At 61.1% G+C, this 17,569-nt stretch carries 16 protein-coding genes; 9 read left to right on the top strand and 7 right to left on the bottom strand.

Annotated features, from left to right (window positions below; all coding sequences use genetic code 11):
* The first annotated feature begins 3 nt into the window (after nt 1-3).
* The 7 genes from AB4Z25_RS22610 to AB4Z25_RS22580 are packed head-to-tail and all read left to right on the top strand — an operon-like array spanning nt 4 to nt 5,716.
* Nucleotides 4-1,101: an ABC transporter ATP-binding protein gene (locus AB4Z25_RS22610; RefSeq protein WP_442209153.1), complete on the top strand. Its 1,098-nt coding sequence runs from the start codon at nt 4-6 to the stop codon at nt 1,099-1,101.
* 14 nt (nt 1,102-1,115) lie between these two features.
* Nucleotides 1,116-2,228 carry a mandelate racemase/muconate lactonizing enzyme family protein gene (locus tag AB4Z25_RS22605; RefSeq protein WP_442209151.1) on the top strand — a complete coding sequence of 371 codons (1,113 nt, stop codon included), beginning with the start codon at nt 1,116-1,118 and terminating at the stop codon, nt 2,226-2,228.
* Between the two features lie 11 nt (nt 2,229-2,239).
* Entirely contained in the window at nt 2,240-2,569 is a 330-nt protein-coding gene (locus tag AB4Z25_RS22600) for an L-rhamnose mutarotase (RefSeq protein ID WP_112388946.1), read from the top strand.
* Nucleotides 2,562-3,641 (top strand): Gfo/Idh/MocA family protein, encoded by a 1,080-nt coding sequence (locus AB4Z25_RS22595; protein ID WP_442209149.1) that lies wholly within the window; start codon nt 2,562-2,564, stop codon nt 3,639-3,641. The genes AB4Z25_RS22600 and AB4Z25_RS22595 overlap by 8 nt, the downstream gene beginning before the upstream one ends.
* A 4-nt stretch (nt 3,642-3,645) precedes the next feature.
* Nucleotides 3,646-4,101 carry a MaoC family dehydratase gene (locus tag AB4Z25_RS22590; RefSeq protein ID WP_442209148.1) on the top strand — a complete coding sequence of 152 codons (456 nt, stop codon included), beginning with the start codon at nt 3,646-3,648 and terminating at the stop codon, nt 4,099-4,101.
* 4 nt (nt 4,102-4,105) lie between these two features.
* Nucleotides 4,106-4,840 carry an SDR family oxidoreductase gene (locus tag AB4Z25_RS22585; RefSeq protein WP_442209147.1) on the top strand — a complete coding sequence of 245 codons (735 nt, stop codon included), beginning with the start codon at nt 4,106-4,108 and terminating at the stop codon, nt 4,838-4,840.
* Nucleotides 4,841-4,870: 30 nt separating this feature from the next.
* Nucleotides 4,871-5,716 carry a fumarylacetoacetate hydrolase family protein gene (locus AB4Z25_RS22580; protein WP_442209145.1) on the top strand — a complete coding sequence of 282 codons (846 nt, stop codon included), beginning with the start codon at nt 4,871-4,873 and terminating at the stop codon, nt 5,714-5,716.
* Nucleotides 5,717-5,769: 53 nt separating this feature from the next.
* Here AB4Z25_RS22580 and AB4Z25_RS22575 read toward each other — a convergent pair whose 3' ends face one another.
* Nucleotides 5,770-7,668 (bottom strand): ABC transporter ATP-binding protein, encoded by a 1,899-nt coding sequence (locus AB4Z25_RS22575; RefSeq protein ID WP_442209144.1) that lies wholly within the window; start codon nt 7,666-7,668, stop codon nt 5,770-5,772.
* A gap of 239 nt (nt 7,669-7,907) precedes the next feature.
* Nucleotides 7,908-9,872: an ABC transporter ATP-binding protein gene (locus AB4Z25_RS22570; RefSeq protein WP_442209142.1), complete on the bottom strand. Its 1,965-nt coding sequence runs from the start codon at nt 9,870-9,872 to the stop codon at nt 7,908-7,910.
* Between the two features lie 120 nt (nt 9,873-9,992).
* On the opposite strand from AB4Z25_RS22570, the gene AB4Z25_RS22565 reads away from it, so the two are divergent.
* The gene (locus AB4Z25_RS22565) at nt 9,993-10,610 is read left to right on the top strand and encodes a flavodoxin family protein (protein WP_442209140.1); all 618 of its coding nucleotides are present in this window, start codon (nt 9,993-9,995) and stop codon (nt 10,608-10,610) included.
* Nucleotides 10,611-10,874: 264 nt separating this feature from the next.
* Nucleotides 10,875-12,281, top strand: a complete 1,407-nt coding sequence (locus tag AB4Z25_RS22560) for an FAD/NAD(P)-binding protein (protein WP_442209139.1) — start codon at nt 10,875-10,877, stop codon at nt 12,279-12,281.
* A gap of 12 nt (nt 12,282-12,293) precedes the next feature.
* Here AB4Z25_RS22560 and AB4Z25_RS22555 read toward each other — a convergent pair whose 3' ends face one another.
* From AB4Z25_RS22555 to cyoA, 5 genes are read right to left on the bottom strand one after another with little or no spacing between them, the layout of a single operon-like run.
* Nucleotides 12,294-13,034 (bottom strand): SURF1 family protein, encoded by a 741-nt coding sequence (locus tag AB4Z25_RS22555; RefSeq protein ID WP_442209137.1) that lies wholly within the window; start codon nt 13,032-13,034, stop codon nt 12,294-12,296.
* Nucleotides 13,035-13,076: 42 nt separating this feature from the next.
* Nucleotides 13,077-13,490, bottom strand: a complete 414-nt coding sequence (gene cyoD, locus AB4Z25_RS22550; protein WP_442209135.1) for a cytochrome o ubiquinol oxidase subunit IV — start codon at nt 13,488-13,490, stop codon at nt 13,077-13,079.
* On the bottom strand, nt 13,487-14,107 hold the full coding sequence (gene cyoC / locus AB4Z25_RS22545; RefSeq protein WP_442209342.1) for a cytochrome o ubiquinol oxidase subunit III: 621 nt from the start codon (nt 14,105-14,107) through the stop codon (nt 13,487-13,489). Before cyoC ends, cyoD begins: the two co-directional genes overlap by 4 nt.
* 5 nt (nt 14,108-14,112) lie before the next feature.
* Nucleotides 14,113-16,116: a cytochrome o ubiquinol oxidase subunit I gene (gene cyoB, locus AB4Z25_RS22540; protein WP_442209134.1), complete on the bottom strand. Its 2,004-nt coding sequence runs from the start codon at nt 16,114-16,116 to the stop codon at nt 14,113-14,115.
* A 45-nt stretch (nt 16,117-16,161) separates the two neighbouring features.
* Nucleotides 16,162-17,349 (bottom strand): ubiquinol oxidase subunit II, encoded by a 1,188-nt coding sequence (cyoA, locus tag AB4Z25_RS22535; RefSeq protein WP_442209132.1) that lies wholly within the window; start codon nt 17,347-17,349, stop codon nt 16,162-16,164.
* Between the last annotated feature and the right edge of the window lie 220 nt (nt 17,350-17,569).

Below are 17,569 nucleotides of genomic sequence, written 5' to 3'. Positions count from 1 at the left end.
CCCATGGCTCAGGTCTCTCTTAAAAAACTCGTCAAGCGCTACGGCGCCCTCGAAATCGTCCACGGCATCGATCTCGATATTGCCGACAAGGAATTCATCGCCCTCGTCGGCCCGTCCGGCTGCGGCAAGTCCACGACGCTTCGCATGGTTGCCGGCCTCGAGCCGATCTCAGGCGGCGATATCGAGATTGGTGGACGCGTCGTCAACGATCTGCCGCCGCGCGACCGCAACATCTCGATGGTCTTCCAGTCCTATGCGCTCTATCCGCATATGAGCGTGCGCGAGAACATGGGCTTCTCGCTTAAGATCGCCAAGGTTCCGCAACCCGAGATCGACCAGCGCGTCAACGAGGCGGCGGCCATTCTGAGCCTTGAGGCGCTGATGGACCGGCGGCCAGCACAGCTTTCCGGCGGCCAGCGCCAGCGCGTCGCCATGGGCCGCGCCATCGTGCGCAATCCCGAGGTCTTCCTGTTCGACGAGCCGCTGTCCAACCTCGACGCGAAGCTGCGCACGCAGATGCGCACCGAGATCAAGAAGCTGCATGCCAAGGTTCAAGCGACCGTCATCTACGTCACCCACGACCAGGTGGAGGCAATGACGCTGGCCGACCGTATCGTCATCATGCGCGATGGCTATATCGAGCAGGTCGGAACGCCCGACGAAGTCTTCAAGCGCCCGGCGACCCGCTTCGTCGCAGGTTTCATCGGTTCGCCGCCGATGAATATCCTCGATGCCACCGTCGATGGCGACAGCATCGTCTTCGCCAATGGCGATCGCCTTCCGCTGCCGCCGAAGTTCAGGAATGCCGTCGCTCATGGCCAGAAGGTCACCTTTGGTCTGCGCCCGGATGACCTGTTCCCGACCGGCCACGGCCTGGTCTCGGACAGCACCTCTGCGGTTCATGAGATCAGCCTGCCCGTTGTTATCACCGAGCCGCTCGGCAACGAGACGCTGGTTTTCGTTGAATTTGCCGGCCGCGAATGGGTGGCGCGCATGCTGAACCCGAGGGCGCTGGCAACGGGCGAGCAGATCAGGATGAGCTTCGATCTGTCACAAGCGCATCTGTTTGCTGCGGACACCGGCAAGACGCTGGCGATCTGAGAGGGGAGAGAGACATGGCCCGCATCGAGAAAATTGACATCCGGATGGTCGATCTTGCTCCCAAGGTCAAGCGCACCGACGCGATCCAGAGCTTCGTCAGCCAGGAAACGCCGATCGTCACGATCACGGATTCCGACGGCGCGACCGGCATCGGCTACAGCTATACGATCGGCACTGGCGGATCGTCGATCATGCGACTGCTGTCGGATCATCTCGTCCCGCTGCTGATCGGCGAGGATGCCGATTGCATCGAGGCGATCTGGCGCAAGATGGAGTTCGCCACCCACGCCACGACGATCGGCGCGATCACCGCGCTGGCGCTTGCCGCCGTCGATACCGCGCTTTGGGATCTCAGAGCGAAAAAGCAGGGCCTCCCGCTCTGGAAGCTGGCGGGTGGCGCCAAGGATAGCTGCCCGCTCTACACCACCGAAGGCGGCTGGCTGCATATCGAGAAGGAGGCGCTGGTCGAAGACGCGCTTCTGGCAAAGTCGAAAGGCTTCTCTGGCTCCAAGGTGAAGATCGGCAAGCCGCATGGCGCCGAAGATTATACGCGTCTCTCCGCTGTCCGCGCTGCCGTCGGCGACGGCTTCGAGATCATGACCGATTGCAATCAGGGCTTCATGGTCGATGAAGTGATCCGCCGCGCCGCCCGGTTGAAGGAGCTCGATCTAGCCTGGATCGAAGAGCCGCTTCCGGCAGATGATCTCGATGGCCATATCCGTTTGTCGCGCTCGACGACGACGCCGATCGCCGTCGGCGAGTCGATCTATTCGATCCGGCATTTCCGAGAATATATGCAGAAGGGCGCCTGCTCCATCGTCCAGGTCGATGTCGCGCGCATCGGCGGCATCACGCCCTGGCTCAAGGTCGCGCATGCGGCTGAGGCCTTCGATATCCCGGTTTGCCCGCATTTCCTCATGGAGCTGCATGTCAGCCTCGTCTGCGCGGTGCAGAACGGCAAATATGTCGAATACATTCCCCAGCTCGATCAGCTGACCACCAAGGGCATGGAAATACGCGACGGCCGGGCGATTGCCCCGTCCGAACCGGGCCTCGGCATCAGCTGGGATTGGCAGGCGATCGAGGAGCGGTCGATCAAGGAATTCACCCGAGAGTTTCGCGGCTGAGGAGACGGGCCATGCAGCGCATGGGAATGGTTGTCGGGCTGAAGCCCGAGAAGATCGCCGAATACAAGCGCCTGCACGCCGCCGTCTGGCCGGAGATCCTGGCGCTGATCTCGGAATGCAACATCAGCAACTATTCGATCTTCCTGAAAGAGCCGGAAAATCTGCTCTTCGGCTATTGGGAATATACCGGCAGCGACTTTGCGGCCGATATGGCGAAGATGGCCGATCACCCGAAGAACAAGGAATGGTGGGCCGTCTGCATGCCGCAGCAGCAGCCGCTGGAAACGCGAAAGCCCGGCGAATGGTGGGCGATGATGGAGGAGGTCTTCCATCATGACTGAGGTCTTCGATCCCAATCGTCTGCAGCAATCCTGGCCGCGTCCGGCCAAGCCGCGCCCGATCGTTATCTTCGGCGCGGGCAGCATTGTCGGCGATGCCCATCTGCCGGCGTACATGAAGGCCGGATTCCCGGTCGCCGGGATCTTCGATCCCGATCTCGCCAAGGCCAGCGCGCTGGCAGAGCAATGGCGCACGAAAGCCTTTGCCTCCGAGAGCGAAGCACTGCAAACCGAAGGCGCGATCTTCGATCTCGCCACGCCACCCGCGGCCCATGCCGCCATCCTGTCTAAACTGCCGGAGGGCTCTTTTGCTTTGCTGCAGAAGCCGATGGGCAGCAATCTCGATGAGGCGACCGAAATTTTGAGGCTGTGCCGCGCCCGCGGCATCAAGGCTGCAGTCAATTTCCAGCTGCGCTTCGCGCCGATGATGCTGGCGCTCAAGGATGCGATCGCCAAGGGCCATCTCGGCGAGATCGTCGATTTTGACGCCTGGCTGGCGCTTGCAACGCCGTGGGGACTCTGGCCTTTCCTGAAGGGCCTGCCGCGCATCGAGATCGCCATGCATTCGATCCACTATCTCGATGTCGTCAGGGATCTGCTCGGCAATCCGCTCGGCGTGCACGCCAAAACTATCGGCCATCCGAACCATGACGTGGCGCAGACACGCACCGCGGCGATCCTCGACTACGGCGACCGCATCCGCTGCGCCTTGTCGATCAACCACGACCACGATTTCGGCCGCCGCTTCCAGGCCTGCGAGTTCCGGATATCGGGGACGAACGGGGCCGCCTACCTGAAGCTTGGAGTCAATCTCGACTATCCACGCGGCGAGCCGGACGAGCTCTGGATCAAGACGGAGGGCGCCAGCGACTGGGTCTCCGTGCCGCTCGAAGGCACATGGTTCCCCGATGCCTTCGCCAACCGCATGGCGAACCTACAGCGCTTCGCTTCGGGCGAAGACGACAGGCTCGTGGGCGCCGTCGAGGACGGCTGGCAGACCATGGCGCTGGTCGAAGCCGCCTATCAATCGAGTGCCAGCCCGGCGACCCCGCTCAGCCCGCTGCCGAAGGAATAGACCCATGTCGGAACAGATCATCCATTTTGAAGACTACGCACTGAACGCGTCGCGCACGACGACAGGCCGCACGATCACCGAGACGGATTTCGTCGTCCATGCCGGGCATACCGGCGATTTCTTCCCGCATCACATGGACGCCGAATTCGCCAAGACCCTGCCGGGCGGCCAGCGCATCGCCCACGGCACGATGGTGTTCTCGATCGGTATCGGCCTGACGGCGACACTCATCAACCCGGTCGCCTTTTCCTATGGCTACGACCGCCTGCGCTTCGTCCGCCCGGTTCATATCGGCGACACGATCCGCACCCGGGTGACTATTTCGGCCAAGGAGGACGATCCTAAGCGGCCGGATATGGGCCGCGTCGTCGAGCGCTGCGAGGTTTTGAACCAGCGCAATGAAGTGGTGCTGGCCGCAGACCATATCCTGCTCGTCGAGCGCCAACAGAAACAGGGATAAGATCATGTCACAGGATTTGACCGGCAAGATCGTTCTGATCACCGCCGCAGGGCAGGGGATCGGCCGCGCCTCCGCAATCGCCTTTCAGCAGGCTGGTGCCACCGTACATACCACCGACATCAACACCGATGCACTGGCGCAGCTGACGGCCGAAACCGGGATTGCGACCCACAAGCTGAATGTTCTCGACGAGGCAGCCGTCAATGCGCTGGTCTCAGAGATCGGCCAGATCGACGTGCTCTTCAATTGCGCCGGCTTCGTCCATGCAGGCTCGATCCTGGAGATGAAGGACGCCGATCTGGAATTCGCCCTCGACCTCAACGTCAAGGCGATGATCCGCACCATCCGCGCCGTGCTGCCCGGCATGTTGGAAAGCAAGGATGGCTCGATCATCAACATGGCTTCGGTGGCATCTAGCATCAAGGGCGTGCCGAACCGCTTCGCCTATGGCGTCACCAAGGCTGCCGTCATTGGTCTCACCAAGTCTGTTGCTGCCGATTACGTAGCGCAGGGCATCCGCTGCAACGCCATCTGCCCCGGCACTGTCGAAAGCCCGTCGCTGCAGGATCGCATGAAGGCGCAGGGGGATTACGAGACGGCGCGCGCCGCCTTCATCTCGCGCCAGCCGATGGGCCGTCTGGGCTCGCCGGAAGAGATCGCCGAACTCGCCGTCTATCTCGCCGGCGCCACCTACACCTCAGGTCAGGCCTACGCCATCGATGGCGGCTGGACCATCTGACCTTCGAACCGACACAGGAATGGAATCCGCATGAAATTTCTTCGTTACGGTGAAGCCGGCCGGGAAAAGCCCGGCCTTCTCGATGCCGGCGGCAAGATCCGCGATCTCTCCGGCCAGCTTGGCGATCTCGCCGGAGCGGCCCTGAACCCCGATCGTCTCGCCGAACTGTCGCGGCTCGACACCAGCACGCTGCCGGTTGTCGAGGGAACACCACGGCTCGGCCCCTGCGTTGCCGGTACCGGCAAGTTCATCTGCATCGGCCTCAATTATTCCGACCACGCCGCCGAGACCGGTGCCACCGTGCCGCCGGAACCGATCATCTTCATGAAAGCGACCTCGGCGATTGTCGGCCCCAATGATGATCTCGTCATCCCGCGCGGCTCGGAGAAGACCGATTGGGAAGTCGAGCTCGGCATCGTCATCGGCAAGACGGCGAAATATGTCAGCGAAGCCGATGCGCTCGATTATGTTGCCGGCTACTGCACGATCCACGACGTCTCCGAACGCGCCTTCCAGATTGAGCGCTCCGGTCAGTGGACCAAGGGCAAGTCCTGCGACACGTTCGGCCCGACCGGTCCCTGGCTTGTCACCAAGGACGAGGTGCCTGATCCGCAAGACCTGAAGATGTGGCTGAAGGTCAACGGCGAGACGATGCAGAACGGTTCCAGCAAGACCATGGTCTTCGGAGCCGCCTATCTAGTCTCCTACCTCAGCCAGTTCATGTCGCTGCATCCCGGCGACATCATCTCGACCGGCACACCGCCGGGCGTCGGCATGGGCATGAAGCCGCCGCGCTACCTGAAATCAGGCGATATCGTCGAGCTCGGCATCGAAAAGCTCGGCAGCCAGCGGCAGGCCGTCAGGGCGGATATCTGATAGCTCCATGGTGCTGATGGGCACGAGGCAGGCGACGCCATGCCTCGTGCTTTTTATGTCGCCGAGCTGCCTGATGCCGTCTCTTCGAGCACGTCTTCGGGAATATCGTCGAAAGACGCGTAGTTGAGATTATAGAGCCGGGAATAGAGCTTCCCGTTCTTCATCAGCTCATTATGGTTGCCGCTCTCGATCAGCTCGCCGTTCTGCAGCACGATGATGCGGTCGGCTTCGCGGATCGTCGCGAGACGGTGGGCGATGACGAGGCCGGTGCGGTTTTCCAGTAGCTTCACCAGGGCCTTCTGGATCAGCATTTCCGTATAGCTGTCGATATTGGCCGTAGCCTCGTCGAGAACGAGGATCTTCGCATCGGCGACGAGCGCGCGGGCGAAGGACAGAAGCTGCCTTTGCCCGAGCGAGAGATTGCCGCCGCGCTCACCGAGAATGCTGTCATAGCCTTCTGCCAGCCGCATGATGAAATCATGCGCACCGACGGCCTTGGCCGCCTCGATCACCTGTTCGCGGGTGGCATTTGTCTTGTGATAGCGAATGTTTTCAAAGACGCTGCCCGTGAAGAGGAAAGGCTCCTGCAGCACCATGGCGATCTGGTCGCCGAGTGAATCCTGCGTCAGATCCCGCACGTCATTGCCGCCGACAAGCACTTGCCCCTGCTGTACATCGTAGAAGCGGTGGATCAACGACATGCAGCTCGATTTTCCCGAGCCGGTCGGTCCGACGAGCGCAACCGTTTCGCCCGGATTGACGCGGAAACTCACATGCTTCAGCACCGGATGCTTCGGATTGTAGCCGAAGACCACGTCGCGGAATTCGACCGAGCCGTCCATATCCCGCGAAAGCACCTTGGCATCGGGGGCGTCCTGGATGTCGACGGGAACGTCCAGCACCTCTGTCAGCCGCTGGCCTGAGGCCATGGCGCGCTGCATCACCGAATATTGCAGCGTCAGCGAACGGATCGGATCGAAGAAGCGCTGGATATAAAACAGGAAGGCGACGAGCACGCCGACGTCAAGCGCCTGGTTCAGGACACGTGCTCCGCCGACGACGATGACGAGGGCCATGGCGACGCCCGTCAGGCTGTCGACGATCGGCACCATCACCTGCGCATAGCGCGCTGCCGTCAGATGGGTGAGAAGATTGGCATGGGCCTTGTCGTCGTAGAGCGTGAAATTCACACTCTGGCGGTCCATGCTCTGGACTGCGCGCACGCCATGGATCGCCTCTGCCAGCGCGCCGTTCGCCACCGAGTTCGTTTCATGTGCTGCCATGAACGACTTGCGCGCCAGCGGCAGCCAGAAGAGGCGGACGACGAAGAGCACCGGCAGGGCCGATAGCGTCAGCAATCCGAGCTTGAAATCGAGATAGAGCATCACGAAGACGATGCCGAAGAGCAGGAAGATATCGCCGACGGACAGGACCGACGTTTCGAGAAACTCCTGCATCGAGTTGACGTCGCCCTGTAGCCGCGACATCAGGCGGCCAACTTCGGTCTTGTCCATGAAGGAGAGCGAGACGCGCTGCAGATGCGAGAACATTGCCTTTCGCATGTCGAAGAGCACGTTTTCAGCCACCCCGCCCACCAGCGTCTCCTGCGCATAGCTGGCGGCATAGTTGACGAGGATGGCACAGAGGAAGGCAAAGATCGACCAGGTGAGCGCGCTGGAACTGCCCCCCTGCCGCATGCCGTGGTCGATGGCGTAGCGGATGATCAGCGGGATCAGCAGCTGCATGGCCGTGAAGGTCAGCACCGCCACGACGGACCAGATGATCTTGTCCTTGTAGGGATCGACGAAGGTCCAGATGCGCTTGACAATGTTGCCGTCGAAGGCGGTACCGAACATCTCTTCTTCGATCCGGTGCGAACCGACCACCGCCCGCGGCGGCCGCCTGCCGTCTTCGCGCGGATCGGGGCGCTCGGGTTCCATTTCCTCGGCCATCATCCACTCCCTGGTCTTGAGGCTTCTTGTGGTCTGGACCCACTGCAGATGCCTCTATCTGCGGCTGGCATAATTCTCTTCCCTCATTCCTGTGCTCGTCACAGGAATCTAGCCACGCGAAGTCTTTCGCGTGAAAGAGTTCTTCCGCGCCGCAGACGCGGCGCTGCTGGATCCCTGTGACAAGCACAGGGATGAGGGAGCAAAACGCAAACACACAGTCTCACAAACGCTTGTTCGTGCTAAGCACTCAGCGCCTCATCTCCCGGCCGTACCTGCAGGTCGTAAAGCGCCTTGTAGCGCCCACCGAGAGCGAGCAATTCCGCATGCGTGCCGCGCTCGACGATGCGGCCGTCCTCGACGAAGAGGATCTGGTCGGCATGCATCAGCGAGCTCAGCCGGTGCGCGACGATGATCGTCACCCGGTCGGCGGCGTATTTGCGCATCGCCGAGCGGATACGCTGTTCGGTCGCCGCGTCGATTGCAGCCGTCGAGTCATCGAAGACCATCACGGCGGGGCGCAGCATCAGGGCGCGGGCGATCGACAGGCGCTGGCGCTGGCCGCCGGACAGCGACACGCCGCGCTCGCCGACGACCGTGCCATATCCAGTCGGCAGGCCGAGCACGTAGTTGTGCAGCTGCGCGCTTTCGCTGGCACGCTCGATCCGCGGCTCCTTCGCCCATGGGTCGCCATAGGCGATGTTGTTCTCGATCGTCGTCGTGAACAGGAAGGAATCCTGCTGCACAACGGCAACGGAGCGGCGCAGCGATTGCAGTGTCGCCTTGCGGATATCCTGACCGTCGATGGTGATGCGGCCACCGGTGGCGTCATAGAAGCGCGGGATCAGATGCGCGATCGTCGACTTGCCGCTACCCGGAGGGCCGACAATGCCGATCGTTTCGCCGCGCTTCGCCTCGAAGCTGACATCGTAGAGAACCTGGTGCATCTCCGAGCTCGGATAGGCGAAGTCCACATGCTCGAAGCGAAGCGTTCCCTCGGTGACCTTGAGCTCCGCCGCATCGGGCGCATCGCGCACGGCAATCTCAAGGTCGAGAAGATTGAAGAGGCGCGTGCCGCAGGTCGAGGCCCGGGCGAAGGCGTTGACCATCAGGCCGAGCTGGCGCACCGGCATCTGCAGGATGGTCATGAAGGTCAGGAACGAGGCGAGCGTGCCCACGGTGATTTCGCCGGCCATGACCTTGCCGCCGCCGACCCAGAGCACGAGACCCATCGACACGAAGAACGAGAAGGTCATGGCGCTGGTATTGGCAACGCGGATGCCGACACGCTGATGTGCGAGTTCGATCGCACTTTCGGATGCCGCTTGGAATTTCGCCATCTCATGGTCCTGAGCCGCGAAGGCGCGGACGACGCGAATGCCGCCGAGGTTTTCTTCCATGATGCGGGTCAGCACCGAAAGACGCTCCTGGAGCTCCAGCCATGTGGCACGCAGGCGCAGCTGCGTGACCGATGAACGCCAGCCGACGAAGGGAACGAAGCTGAGGGCGAGGAGACCGAGCACCGGATCGGTGGTGATCAGCATATAGGCGCCGATGCCGATTAGCATCGACAGCAGGAAGACACGCACCAGCGCCGTCGAGAAATACATCCGGACGCCTTCGAGATCGAGCAGGCCGATGGTGATGAGGTCGCCGGAATGCACGGTGTCGTGGAAGCTGAAGGAAAGCCGCTGGATCTTTTCATAGCAGGCCAGCCGCAGCGAATAGCCCATATGATGGCCGACGCTCTCGGAATAATAGTTCTGCACCATGGTGAAGAGGCCGCGCAGCACGCTGGCGCCAAGCAGCATCAGCGCCGTCGTCAGCAGCGCGTCCTGCGCCGCCTGGCCGACGGTGCCGCCGCTCAGGGCGACCTGGGTGTGGTCGACCGCCTGGCCGAGTAGCCGCGGGATCATCAGCTGAAAGGTGGACGCCACAAGCGTCGCGCCGATCGCCAGACTTGCCTGCCAGGGATGCCGGAAGGCCATGACGGTGATGCGGACCAGTGTGTAGAGCCCCTTGCCCCAGCCTGCCGCAGTTGCTTTCGCGAGCGAAGCCGAATGCTTCGTCGCGCTTAAGGACGCATCGCTGCTCACGGTAATGATTCCAAATAGATAAGTGCATTCGGACGCTGACCCGAAAACACGGCAATTCCATGATGGGATTGGTAGTGCGCTTACTTTTGCCGATTCCACCTGGCCGTTCAAGTAAAGAATTCACCAACTGGTTATTTTCTCGTGAGCGCGATCACGCGCCGTTTCCGCGCGGAACAATCGATGCTTTGCCGTGTTCGTGTGACGGACCGATATGAGTCCGTGGAGCACCGCATGTCTCTCAAAGCACTCGCCCTCAACGCCACCCTGAAAACCGCGGAAAGCCAGGAGCAGTCATCGACCGAACGAATGATTGCGCTGATCGACGACGAGTTGGCGAAATACGATGTCACGACCGAGGTTCTCCGGCTGGCGGATTTCAACATCAAGCCCGGCGTCACATCCGACGAAGGCGAGGGGGACGATTGGCCCGGCATCCGCGAAAAGATCCTCGCCGCCGACATTCTGCTCGTCGGGACGCCGATATGGATGGGCCAACCGTCGAGCGTCTGCAAACGAGCCCTCGAGCGGATGGATGCGTTCCTATCGGAAACCGACGCGGAGGGTCGCATGGTATCGTATGGAAAGGTGGCGGCGGTTGCCGTGGTCGGAAACGAGGACGGCGCGCACCATGTCTCGGCCGAACTCTATCAGGCGCTGAACGATGTCGGTTTCACGGTGCCGGCCAATGCCGTCGCCTATTGGGTCGGCGAGGCGATGGGATCAACGAATTTCGCCGATCTGAAGCAGGTGCCGGAGAACGTTACCACGATGATCGAGACCCTGGCGCGAAACATCACCCATCTCGCCGCACTGCTCAAGGCGAAGCAATATCCCGGCGAAGAGAGCTAAAAAACAGCGCCCGTAATCAATGTGTTAACCCGCATTTTTGCTCCGGCGGAAATCAGAGGCTTGCGGCGAAGGCATTTTAGCGCTTTCATACACGACTAGTTTAATAGACTATGGGCGGGAGACCTCACTCCCCTAGATTCCTTTCCGGCCAGTTCCGGACGACCGCTGGTATAGCGGTTCGAACCCCGGCCGACGCAGCCTGATTTTTCTGCGTCGATACCTTGATCGAGACACGGATGCGGTGATGACCGCAAGGGAGTTGAGATGACGGTTCAAGGACTTTTCTCTGCGAAGGCCGCTGCCGCGGCAAAGCCTTCGGCTATCCCGCGCATCGCCATTGTCGGGCGCGGCTTTTCCGGGATGATGACGGCAATTGCGCTGATGAAGACAGTGCGTACGCCCTTCCATCTGCAACTCTTCGATCCGAATTCCTCCGTCAGCGGCGGACAGGCGCTGTCGTCGGCAAAGAGTTCCGCCATCCTCAACACCCGCGTCCGCGACCTTTCGGTGTCGGCTGGCGATGCCGATGATTTCAACGACTGGCTCTGTAGCAACACGGAATTCCGCGCTGCCGTCCCGGCGGCGATCCCGGGATTCCGCCAGATCTTCGTGCCAAAGGAAATTTTCAGCGACTACGTCTACCAGCGCTTTTCCGAAGCGCTCTCGACCCGCAAGGACATCACCGTCCAGGTCTGCCACGAGCCCGTCGTGGCGATCCGCAGGAGTCACGGAAACCGCTTCCTGCTGGAACATGCCGGCCCTGCAAATCCGCTTTTCGACACCGTTTTCCTCGCCACCGGCTATGGCCTTGCGCCGTCCGCTGCCGTGACGGAGAACACCTCGCCGGTGCGCGCCCAGCGGCTGGTCGCGCGTCCGCATACCATCCTGCTCGGTAGCGGCATCCGCGTCGTCGATCAGTTGCTGCAGCTGCGGGATCAGGGCTATTCCGGCCAGATTTCCATCGTTTCAAAGCATGGCTTCCTGCCGCAGAGCCATACGCCGAACTCCGCCGATCCGCTTTTCCCTGCCGAAGAGCTTCCCAAGGATCTCGCTGGTATTGTGCATTTCATCCGCAAGGCCTGCAGGGATGCCGAGGAGGGCGGCCGCAGCTGGCAATCCGTGATGAACGGCCTGCGCAAGCATGCGCGTTCGCTCTGGCGCTCGCTGCCTGCGCGCCAGAAGCAGCAATTCAACCGGCATCTGCGGGCGATCTACGACAGCCACCGCAACAGATTGCCGGAAGCGATGTATGCGCGGCTCAAGCGTGAGCTCGCAGGCGGCAATACCGTTCTGCGCCGCGGTTTGGCGGGCCGTCAGGGCTTGAGTGGTATCTTCTTCACGCCCTCAGGTACGCGAACGGAGGAAGTCATCCATGCCGATCGGGTGATCGATTGCCGTTGCAGAGCCGCAGACCTCGATGTGCCGCTGATGCAGAGCCTCTTTGCCTCAGGGCTTGCGATGCCGGACGAACTGTCGCTCGGCATCGCCGTCAACCAGCGTGGCGAGCCCTATCTTGCCGACGGATCGTCCGTCGAGGGGATTTTCGCCATCGGTCCGCTCGGGCTCGGCAGCCTTCCGGATATCGATCTGGTGCCGGAGATCGTCAGCCAGGCCTATGCCGCTGCCGAACAGGTCGCGGTCCGTGCATTTCCGCAATGCCGGGCCATGTAGCCGTCGCTTCGCTCAGCGGCGGCGGAGTTCGCTGCGAACGGCGGCTGCAAACAGGCCCATGACCATCAGCGCCATGGCGAACCAGGTGATCGCATAGCTCAGGTGGCTGTTCGGGAAGACGACGCGCGTCAGCCCGCCGACCGGGGCGCCACCCGGATTCGGCGCTTCATCGGCGTCGATGAAGTAGGGCTCGATCTTGCCGATGCCCTTGTCGGCTGCAATGGCCGCCACGTCGCGCGAATACCACCATCCCGTCTTGGGATCATTGGATTGCAGCAGTGAACCTTTCGGCTCCGTTGGCCGCAGCAGCCCCGTTATGTTGACCGGTCCCGAAAGCTGACCCTCAGTGCGCATTTTCGGGTCGCGCTTTTCCAGCGGTACGAAGCCGCGATTGATGAGGATGGCATTGCCGTCTTCCAGCCGGAGCGGCGTCATCACCCAGTATCCGGGGCCGAGCTCGGTGGAGGCGTAGACCAACGTTTCCTTGCTGTTGTCGAATGTGCCGGTCGCGGAGACCCGGAGGTATTCATCGGCCGTGGCGTCGATGGCGGCGCCTTCTGGAGCGGGCACCGGTGCCGCATGAATGCGCTGATCGACGCGGGCGATCAGATCGCGCTTCCAGTAGAGCCGCTCCACCTGCCAGATACCAAGTGCCATGAAGGTAGCGATTGCCAGCAGCATCAGGCCGCCAAGCAGAATGAGCTTGCCGGTCGAGCGGGGTGTGGTGGGTTTGGAGCCGGACAGATCGGTCATGGTCAAATGCAGCGGGCGGCCCGGAGGCCGCCCGCATCTGCCTTACGGCATGTTCTTCATCATTTCGGGGCTCATCGGCATCATGTTGGTGTTCAGATGATGCATGACCCAGAAGGAGCCGGCCAGCGCGATGGCGACGATGACGATGGTGAAGATCAGCGCCATGATCGTCCAGCCGCCTTCCGAACGGGTGTTCATGTGCAGGAAGTAGATCATGTGGACGACGATCTGCACGGCGCCGAGCGCCATCACCGTGACCGCCGTCACCAGGGGGCTTTCGAAGACGCCTGCCATGACCAGCCAGAAGGGGATCGCCGTCAGGATGACAGACAGCACGAAGCCGATCATGTAGCTCTTGAAGGAGCCGTGATCCGCATCGTGGCCGCCGTGACCATGGTCGCCATGGCCATGGCCGTGATCGTGATGCGCGTCGTGGGCGTGAGTGTTCGAGTTCATCCGAGAACTCCCAGCAGATAGACCAAGGAAAAGACGCCGATCCAGACGACATCGAGGAAGTGCCAGAACATCGACAGGCACATCAGGCGTCGCTTGTTGGCTTCGATCAGGCCGTGCATCGAGACTTGAACCATCAGCGTGATTAGCCAGATGATGCCGAAGGTGACGTGCAGGCCGTGGGTGCCGACCAGCGTGAAGAAGGCCGAGAGGAACGCGCTGCGCGACGGTCCGGCGCCCTCGTGGATCAGATGCGCGAACTCATAGAGTTCGAGCCCGATGAAGGCGGCGCCGAACAGGCCGGTGATCGCCAGCCAGAACAGTACGCCGGCCTTATAGCCTCTCATCATCTGCAGCATGGCGAAGCCATAGGTAATCGACGAGAACAGAAGCATCGACGTGTTGATTGCCACCAGCGGCAGATCGAACAGATCCTTCGGCGACGGGCCGGCTGCATAATTGCGGCCGAGCACGCCGTATGTGGCGAAAAGCACGGCGAAGATCAGGCAGTCGCTCATCAGATAGAGCCAGAACCCGAGATTGGTGCTGCTCTCCGGATGATGATCCTCGGTCAGATAGAAGACGGGCTTTTCGGCCGTGTCGATGGTGTGATCGGTCATGGTCGTCATGCCTGCACCGCAAGCTGCTTGGTGCGCTTGTCCTCTGTCGCGGTGACTTCCTCGACGGGAATGTAGAAGTCACGCTTGTAGTTGAACGTATGGGCGATCGACACGACGACGATCGCGACGAAGGAGACGGCAGCCAGCCACCACATGTACCAGATCAGGCCGAAGGCGAGACCGATGCTGAGGGCCGAAAGGATCGCGCCGGTGCCGGTGTTCTTCGGCATGTGGATCGGGCGGAACCCTTCGAGCGGACGGACATAGCCGCGCTTCTTCATGTCGTACCAGCTGTCATGGTCGTGAACGACAGGCGTGAAGGCGAAGTTGTAGTCCGGCGGCGGCGAGGACGTCGCCCATTCCAGCGTACGGCCCTCCCAGGGGTCGCCCGTCTCGTCCTTCAGGGCCTCGCGCTTGCGGAAGCTGACGAAGATCTGCACGAGGAAGGAGACGATGCCGAGTGCGATCAGGCCGGCACCGAAAGCGGCGATGATGAACCAGATCTGCAGCGACGGATCCTCGAACTGCGAGACGCGGCGGGTCACGCCCATCAGGCCGAGCACATAGAGCGGCATGAAGGCGAAGAAGAAGCCGATCTGCCAGAACCAGAAGCTCATCTTGCCCCAGAACGGGTCGAGCTTGAAGCCGAAGGCCTTGGGGAACCAGTAGTTGACACCCGCAAACAGGCCGAACAGCACGCCGCCGATGATCACGTTGTGGAAGTGGGCGATCAGGAACAGCGAGTTGTGGAGCACGAAATCGGCAGGCGGGATGGCGAGCATGACGCCGGTCATGCCGCCGATGACGAAGGTCACCATGAAGCCGACGGTCCACAGCATCGGCACTTCGTAGCGGATGCGACCGCGATACATCGTGAACAGCCAGTTGAACATCTTTGCCCCTGTCGGGATGGAGATGATCATCGTGGTGATGCCGAAGAACGAGTTGACGCTGGCGCCGGAGCCCATCGTGAAGAAGTGGTGCAGCCACACGAGGTAGGACAGGATCATGATGACGCAGGTGGCGTAAACCATCGATGCGTAGCCGAAGAGGCGCTTGCCGGAGAAGGTGGCGACGACTTCGGAGAAGATGCCGAAGGCCGGCAGAATCAGGATGTAAACTTCCGGGTGACCCCAGATCCAGATGAGGTTCACATACATCATCGGATTGCCGCCGAGATCGTTCGTGAAGAAGTTCGTGCCGGCATAGCGGTCGAGCGACAGCAGAACGAGCGTTGCGGTGAGGATCGGGAAGGAAGCGACGATCAGCACGTTGGTGCAGAGCGAAGTCCAGGTAAAGACCGGCATCTTCATGAAGGTCATGCCGGGCGCGCGCATCTTGACGATCGTCGCAATCAGGTTGATGCCCGATAGCGTCGTGCCGACACCGGCGACCTGCAGCCCCCATATGTAATAGTCGACACCGACACCCGGACTGTAGTCAGCTCCAGACAGCGGCGGATAGGCCAGCCAGCCGGTACGGGCGAATTCGCCGACGAACAGCGACATCATGATGATGATCGCGCCTGCCGTCGTCATCCAGAACGAGAAATTGTTGAGGAACGGGAAGGAGACGTCGCGCGCGCCGATCTGCAGCGGCACGACGAAGTTCATCAGGCCGGTGACGAAGGGCATCGCCACGAAGAAGATCATGATGACGCCGTGCGCCGTGAAGATCTGGTCGTAGTGATGCGGCGGCAGATAGCCTTCATTGCCGTTGAAGGCGATCGCCTGCTGGATGCGCATCAGGATTGCGTCGGAGAAGCCGCGCAGCAGCATGATCACCGCGAGGATGATGTACATGATGCCGATCTTCTTGTGGTCGACGCTGGTGATCCAGTCGCGCCAGAGCGGACCCCAGAACTTGAAATAGGTGATGAGACCCAGCACGGCGATGCCGCCGATCGCCACGCCGATGAAGGTGAAGACCAGGATCGGCTCGTGATAGGGGATCGAATCGAGGGTCAACCGGCCGAAGATAAACTTCAGGAGGTCAGGATTGGAAAACATGGAATAACCCGTTCATTGATGTCTTAGCGACGCAAAGCGCCAGGTTTAATTGTTGTTCAGCTGGGCCGGAGCCGGATCGCCAGTACCATGGTCCATTCCGGGCATCGAATGGCCATCGTGGCCGCCGCCATTCATGTCCATTCCAGGCATGTCGTTCTGCATCGGCTGCTGGCCATTTTCGCCGGTGCCGGCGGGCTTCTCGTCGCTGCGGGCAGGCGTGCCGGTTGCCGGGAAGGTCGCGGCATTGGTGCCTTCGCCCTTTTCCACATGGCGGTTGTCATATTGCAGCTTCTCGCGGTTCTCGGCGCTTTCCTTGCCGCCGCCGCCCATCATGTCGATATGCATCATCTCGCTCAGGCACATCTTACCGGGTGCTGCGCAGAGATTGAGGATCGCGTCGTAGAGATCCTTGTCGGCGCTGGCATAATAGCGCACCGGTTCGCGCTCGGAGGGCTTTTCGAGCTTCAGGTAGGTGTCGCGGTTCAGCGCCGTACCCTGGCTCTTCACCCGCGCGACCCAATCGTCGAAGCCCTGCTGGTTCAGGCCATGGAACTTGAAGCGCATGTGCGAGAAGCCGTCGCCGCTATAATTTGCGGAGAAGCCTTCATACTCGCCTTCCTTGTTGATGACGGCGTGCAGCCTGGTCTGCATGCCCGGCATCGCATAGATCTGGCCGGCAAGGGCAGGGATGTAGAAGGAGTTCATGACCGACGATGCGGTGATCTTGAAGTTGATCGGCACATCGACCGGCGCTGCCAGTTCGTTGACAGTGGCAATGCCAAGATCCGGATAGAAGAACAGCCATTTCCAATCGAGCGCCACGACCTCGACGGTCAGCAGCTTGGTATCGGCCGGAATGCTGCGCTCCGCGTCGATCCGGTCGAGCGGGCGGTATGGGTCCAACTTGTGAGTCGAAATCCAGGTGATCGCGCCGAGCGCGATGATGATCGCCAGCGGCGCAGACCAGATAACCACTTCCAGCCGTGTCGAATGATGCCATTCCGGATCGTAGGTCGCAGCCGTGTTCGAACGCCGGTAACGCCAGGCGAAGAACAGCGTCAGGAACAGGACCGGCACGATGATGAGCAGCATCAGGAAGGTGGAGACCAGAATGAGATCTGCCTGCTGACTTGCGATATCGCCCGACGGCGACATCACGACCATATTGCATCCTGCCAGCATCATCAGCGGCAACACGGATAGAAGGCGGGAAAACTTCACGAGTTTTTGCACGTCTCTAAGCTCTTGTTGTTTCGTCCAAACCGCGACTAAAGCACTGAACCTGATGGCAACATGAGGTGTTTGGTCGCACTGCAGCAAAGATGCCGCAGCGCGGCAAAAATTGTAAGACGCTACGGCTTTGAAATCCTGATAAATTACGAAGGATTTGGCCCGGGCGCATGCATGTTAGCGGCATAATATATCCGTGAAAATGAAAAGGGCCACCTGGCGG

It is taken from the genome of Rhizobium sp. RAF36, from assembly GCF_052114105.1.
GTDB lineage: Bacteria > Pseudomonadota > Alphaproteobacteria > Rhizobiales > Rhizobiaceae > Rhizobium.
Note: the sequence above shows the minus strand (reverse complement) of the source record. Positions and strands in the feature narration are given on the sequence as shown.

Excerpts from the sequence above, each read along its gene's own strand:
- AB4Z25_RS22610 (WP_442209153.1), top strand. The coding sequence starts at position 4 with ATGGCTCAGGTCTCTCTTAAAAAACTCGTCAAGCGCTACGGCGCCCTC.
- AB4Z25_RS22605 (WP_442209151.1), top strand. The coding sequence starts at position 1,116 with ATGGCCCGCATCGAGAAAATTGACATCCGGATGGTCGATCTTGCTCCC.
- AB4Z25_RS22600 (WP_112388946.1), top strand. The coding sequence starts at position 2,240 with ATGCAGCGCATGGGAATGGTTGTCGGGCTGAAGCCCGAGAAGATCGCC.
- AB4Z25_RS22595 (WP_442209149.1), top strand. The coding sequence starts at position 2,562 with ATGACTGAGGTCTTCGATCCCAATCGTCTGCAGCAATCCTGGCCGCGT.
- AB4Z25_RS22590 (WP_442209148.1), top strand. The coding sequence starts at position 3,646 with ATGTCGGAACAGATCATCCATTTTGAAGACTACGCACTGAACGCGTCG.
- AB4Z25_RS22585 (WP_442209147.1), top strand. The coding sequence starts at position 4,106 with ATGTCACAGGATTTGACCGGCAAGATCGTTCTGATCACCGCCGCAGGG.
- AB4Z25_RS22580 (WP_442209145.1), top strand. The coding sequence starts at position 4,871 with ATGAAATTTCTTCGTTACGGTGAAGCCGGCCGGGAAAAGCCCGGCCTT.
- AB4Z25_RS22575 (WP_442209144.1), bottom strand. The coding sequence starts at position 7,668 with ATGGCCGAGGAAATGGAACCCGAGCGCCCCGATCCGCGCGAAGACGGC.
- AB4Z25_RS22565 (WP_442209140.1), top strand. The coding sequence starts at position 9,993 with ATGTCTCTCAAAGCACTCGCCCTCAACGCCACCCTGAAAACCGCGGAA.
- AB4Z25_RS22560 (WP_442209139.1), top strand. The coding sequence starts at position 10,875 with ATGACGGTTCAAGGACTTTTCTCTGCGAAGGCCGCTGCCGCGGCAAAG.
- AB4Z25_RS22555 (WP_442209137.1), bottom strand. The coding sequence starts at position 13,034 with ATGACCGATCTGTCCGGCTCCAAACCCACCACACCCCGCTCGACCGGC.
- cyoD (WP_442209135.1), bottom strand. The coding sequence starts at position 13,490 with ATGAACTCGAACACTCACGCCCACGACGCGCATCACGATCACGGCCAT.
- cyoC (WP_442209342.1), bottom strand. The coding sequence starts at position 14,107 with ATGACCGATCACACCATCGACACGGCCGAAAAGCCCGTCTTCTATCTG.
- cyoB (WP_442209134.1), bottom strand. The coding sequence starts at position 16,116 with ATGTTTTCCAATCCTGACCTCCTGAAGTTTATCTTCGGCCGGTTGACC.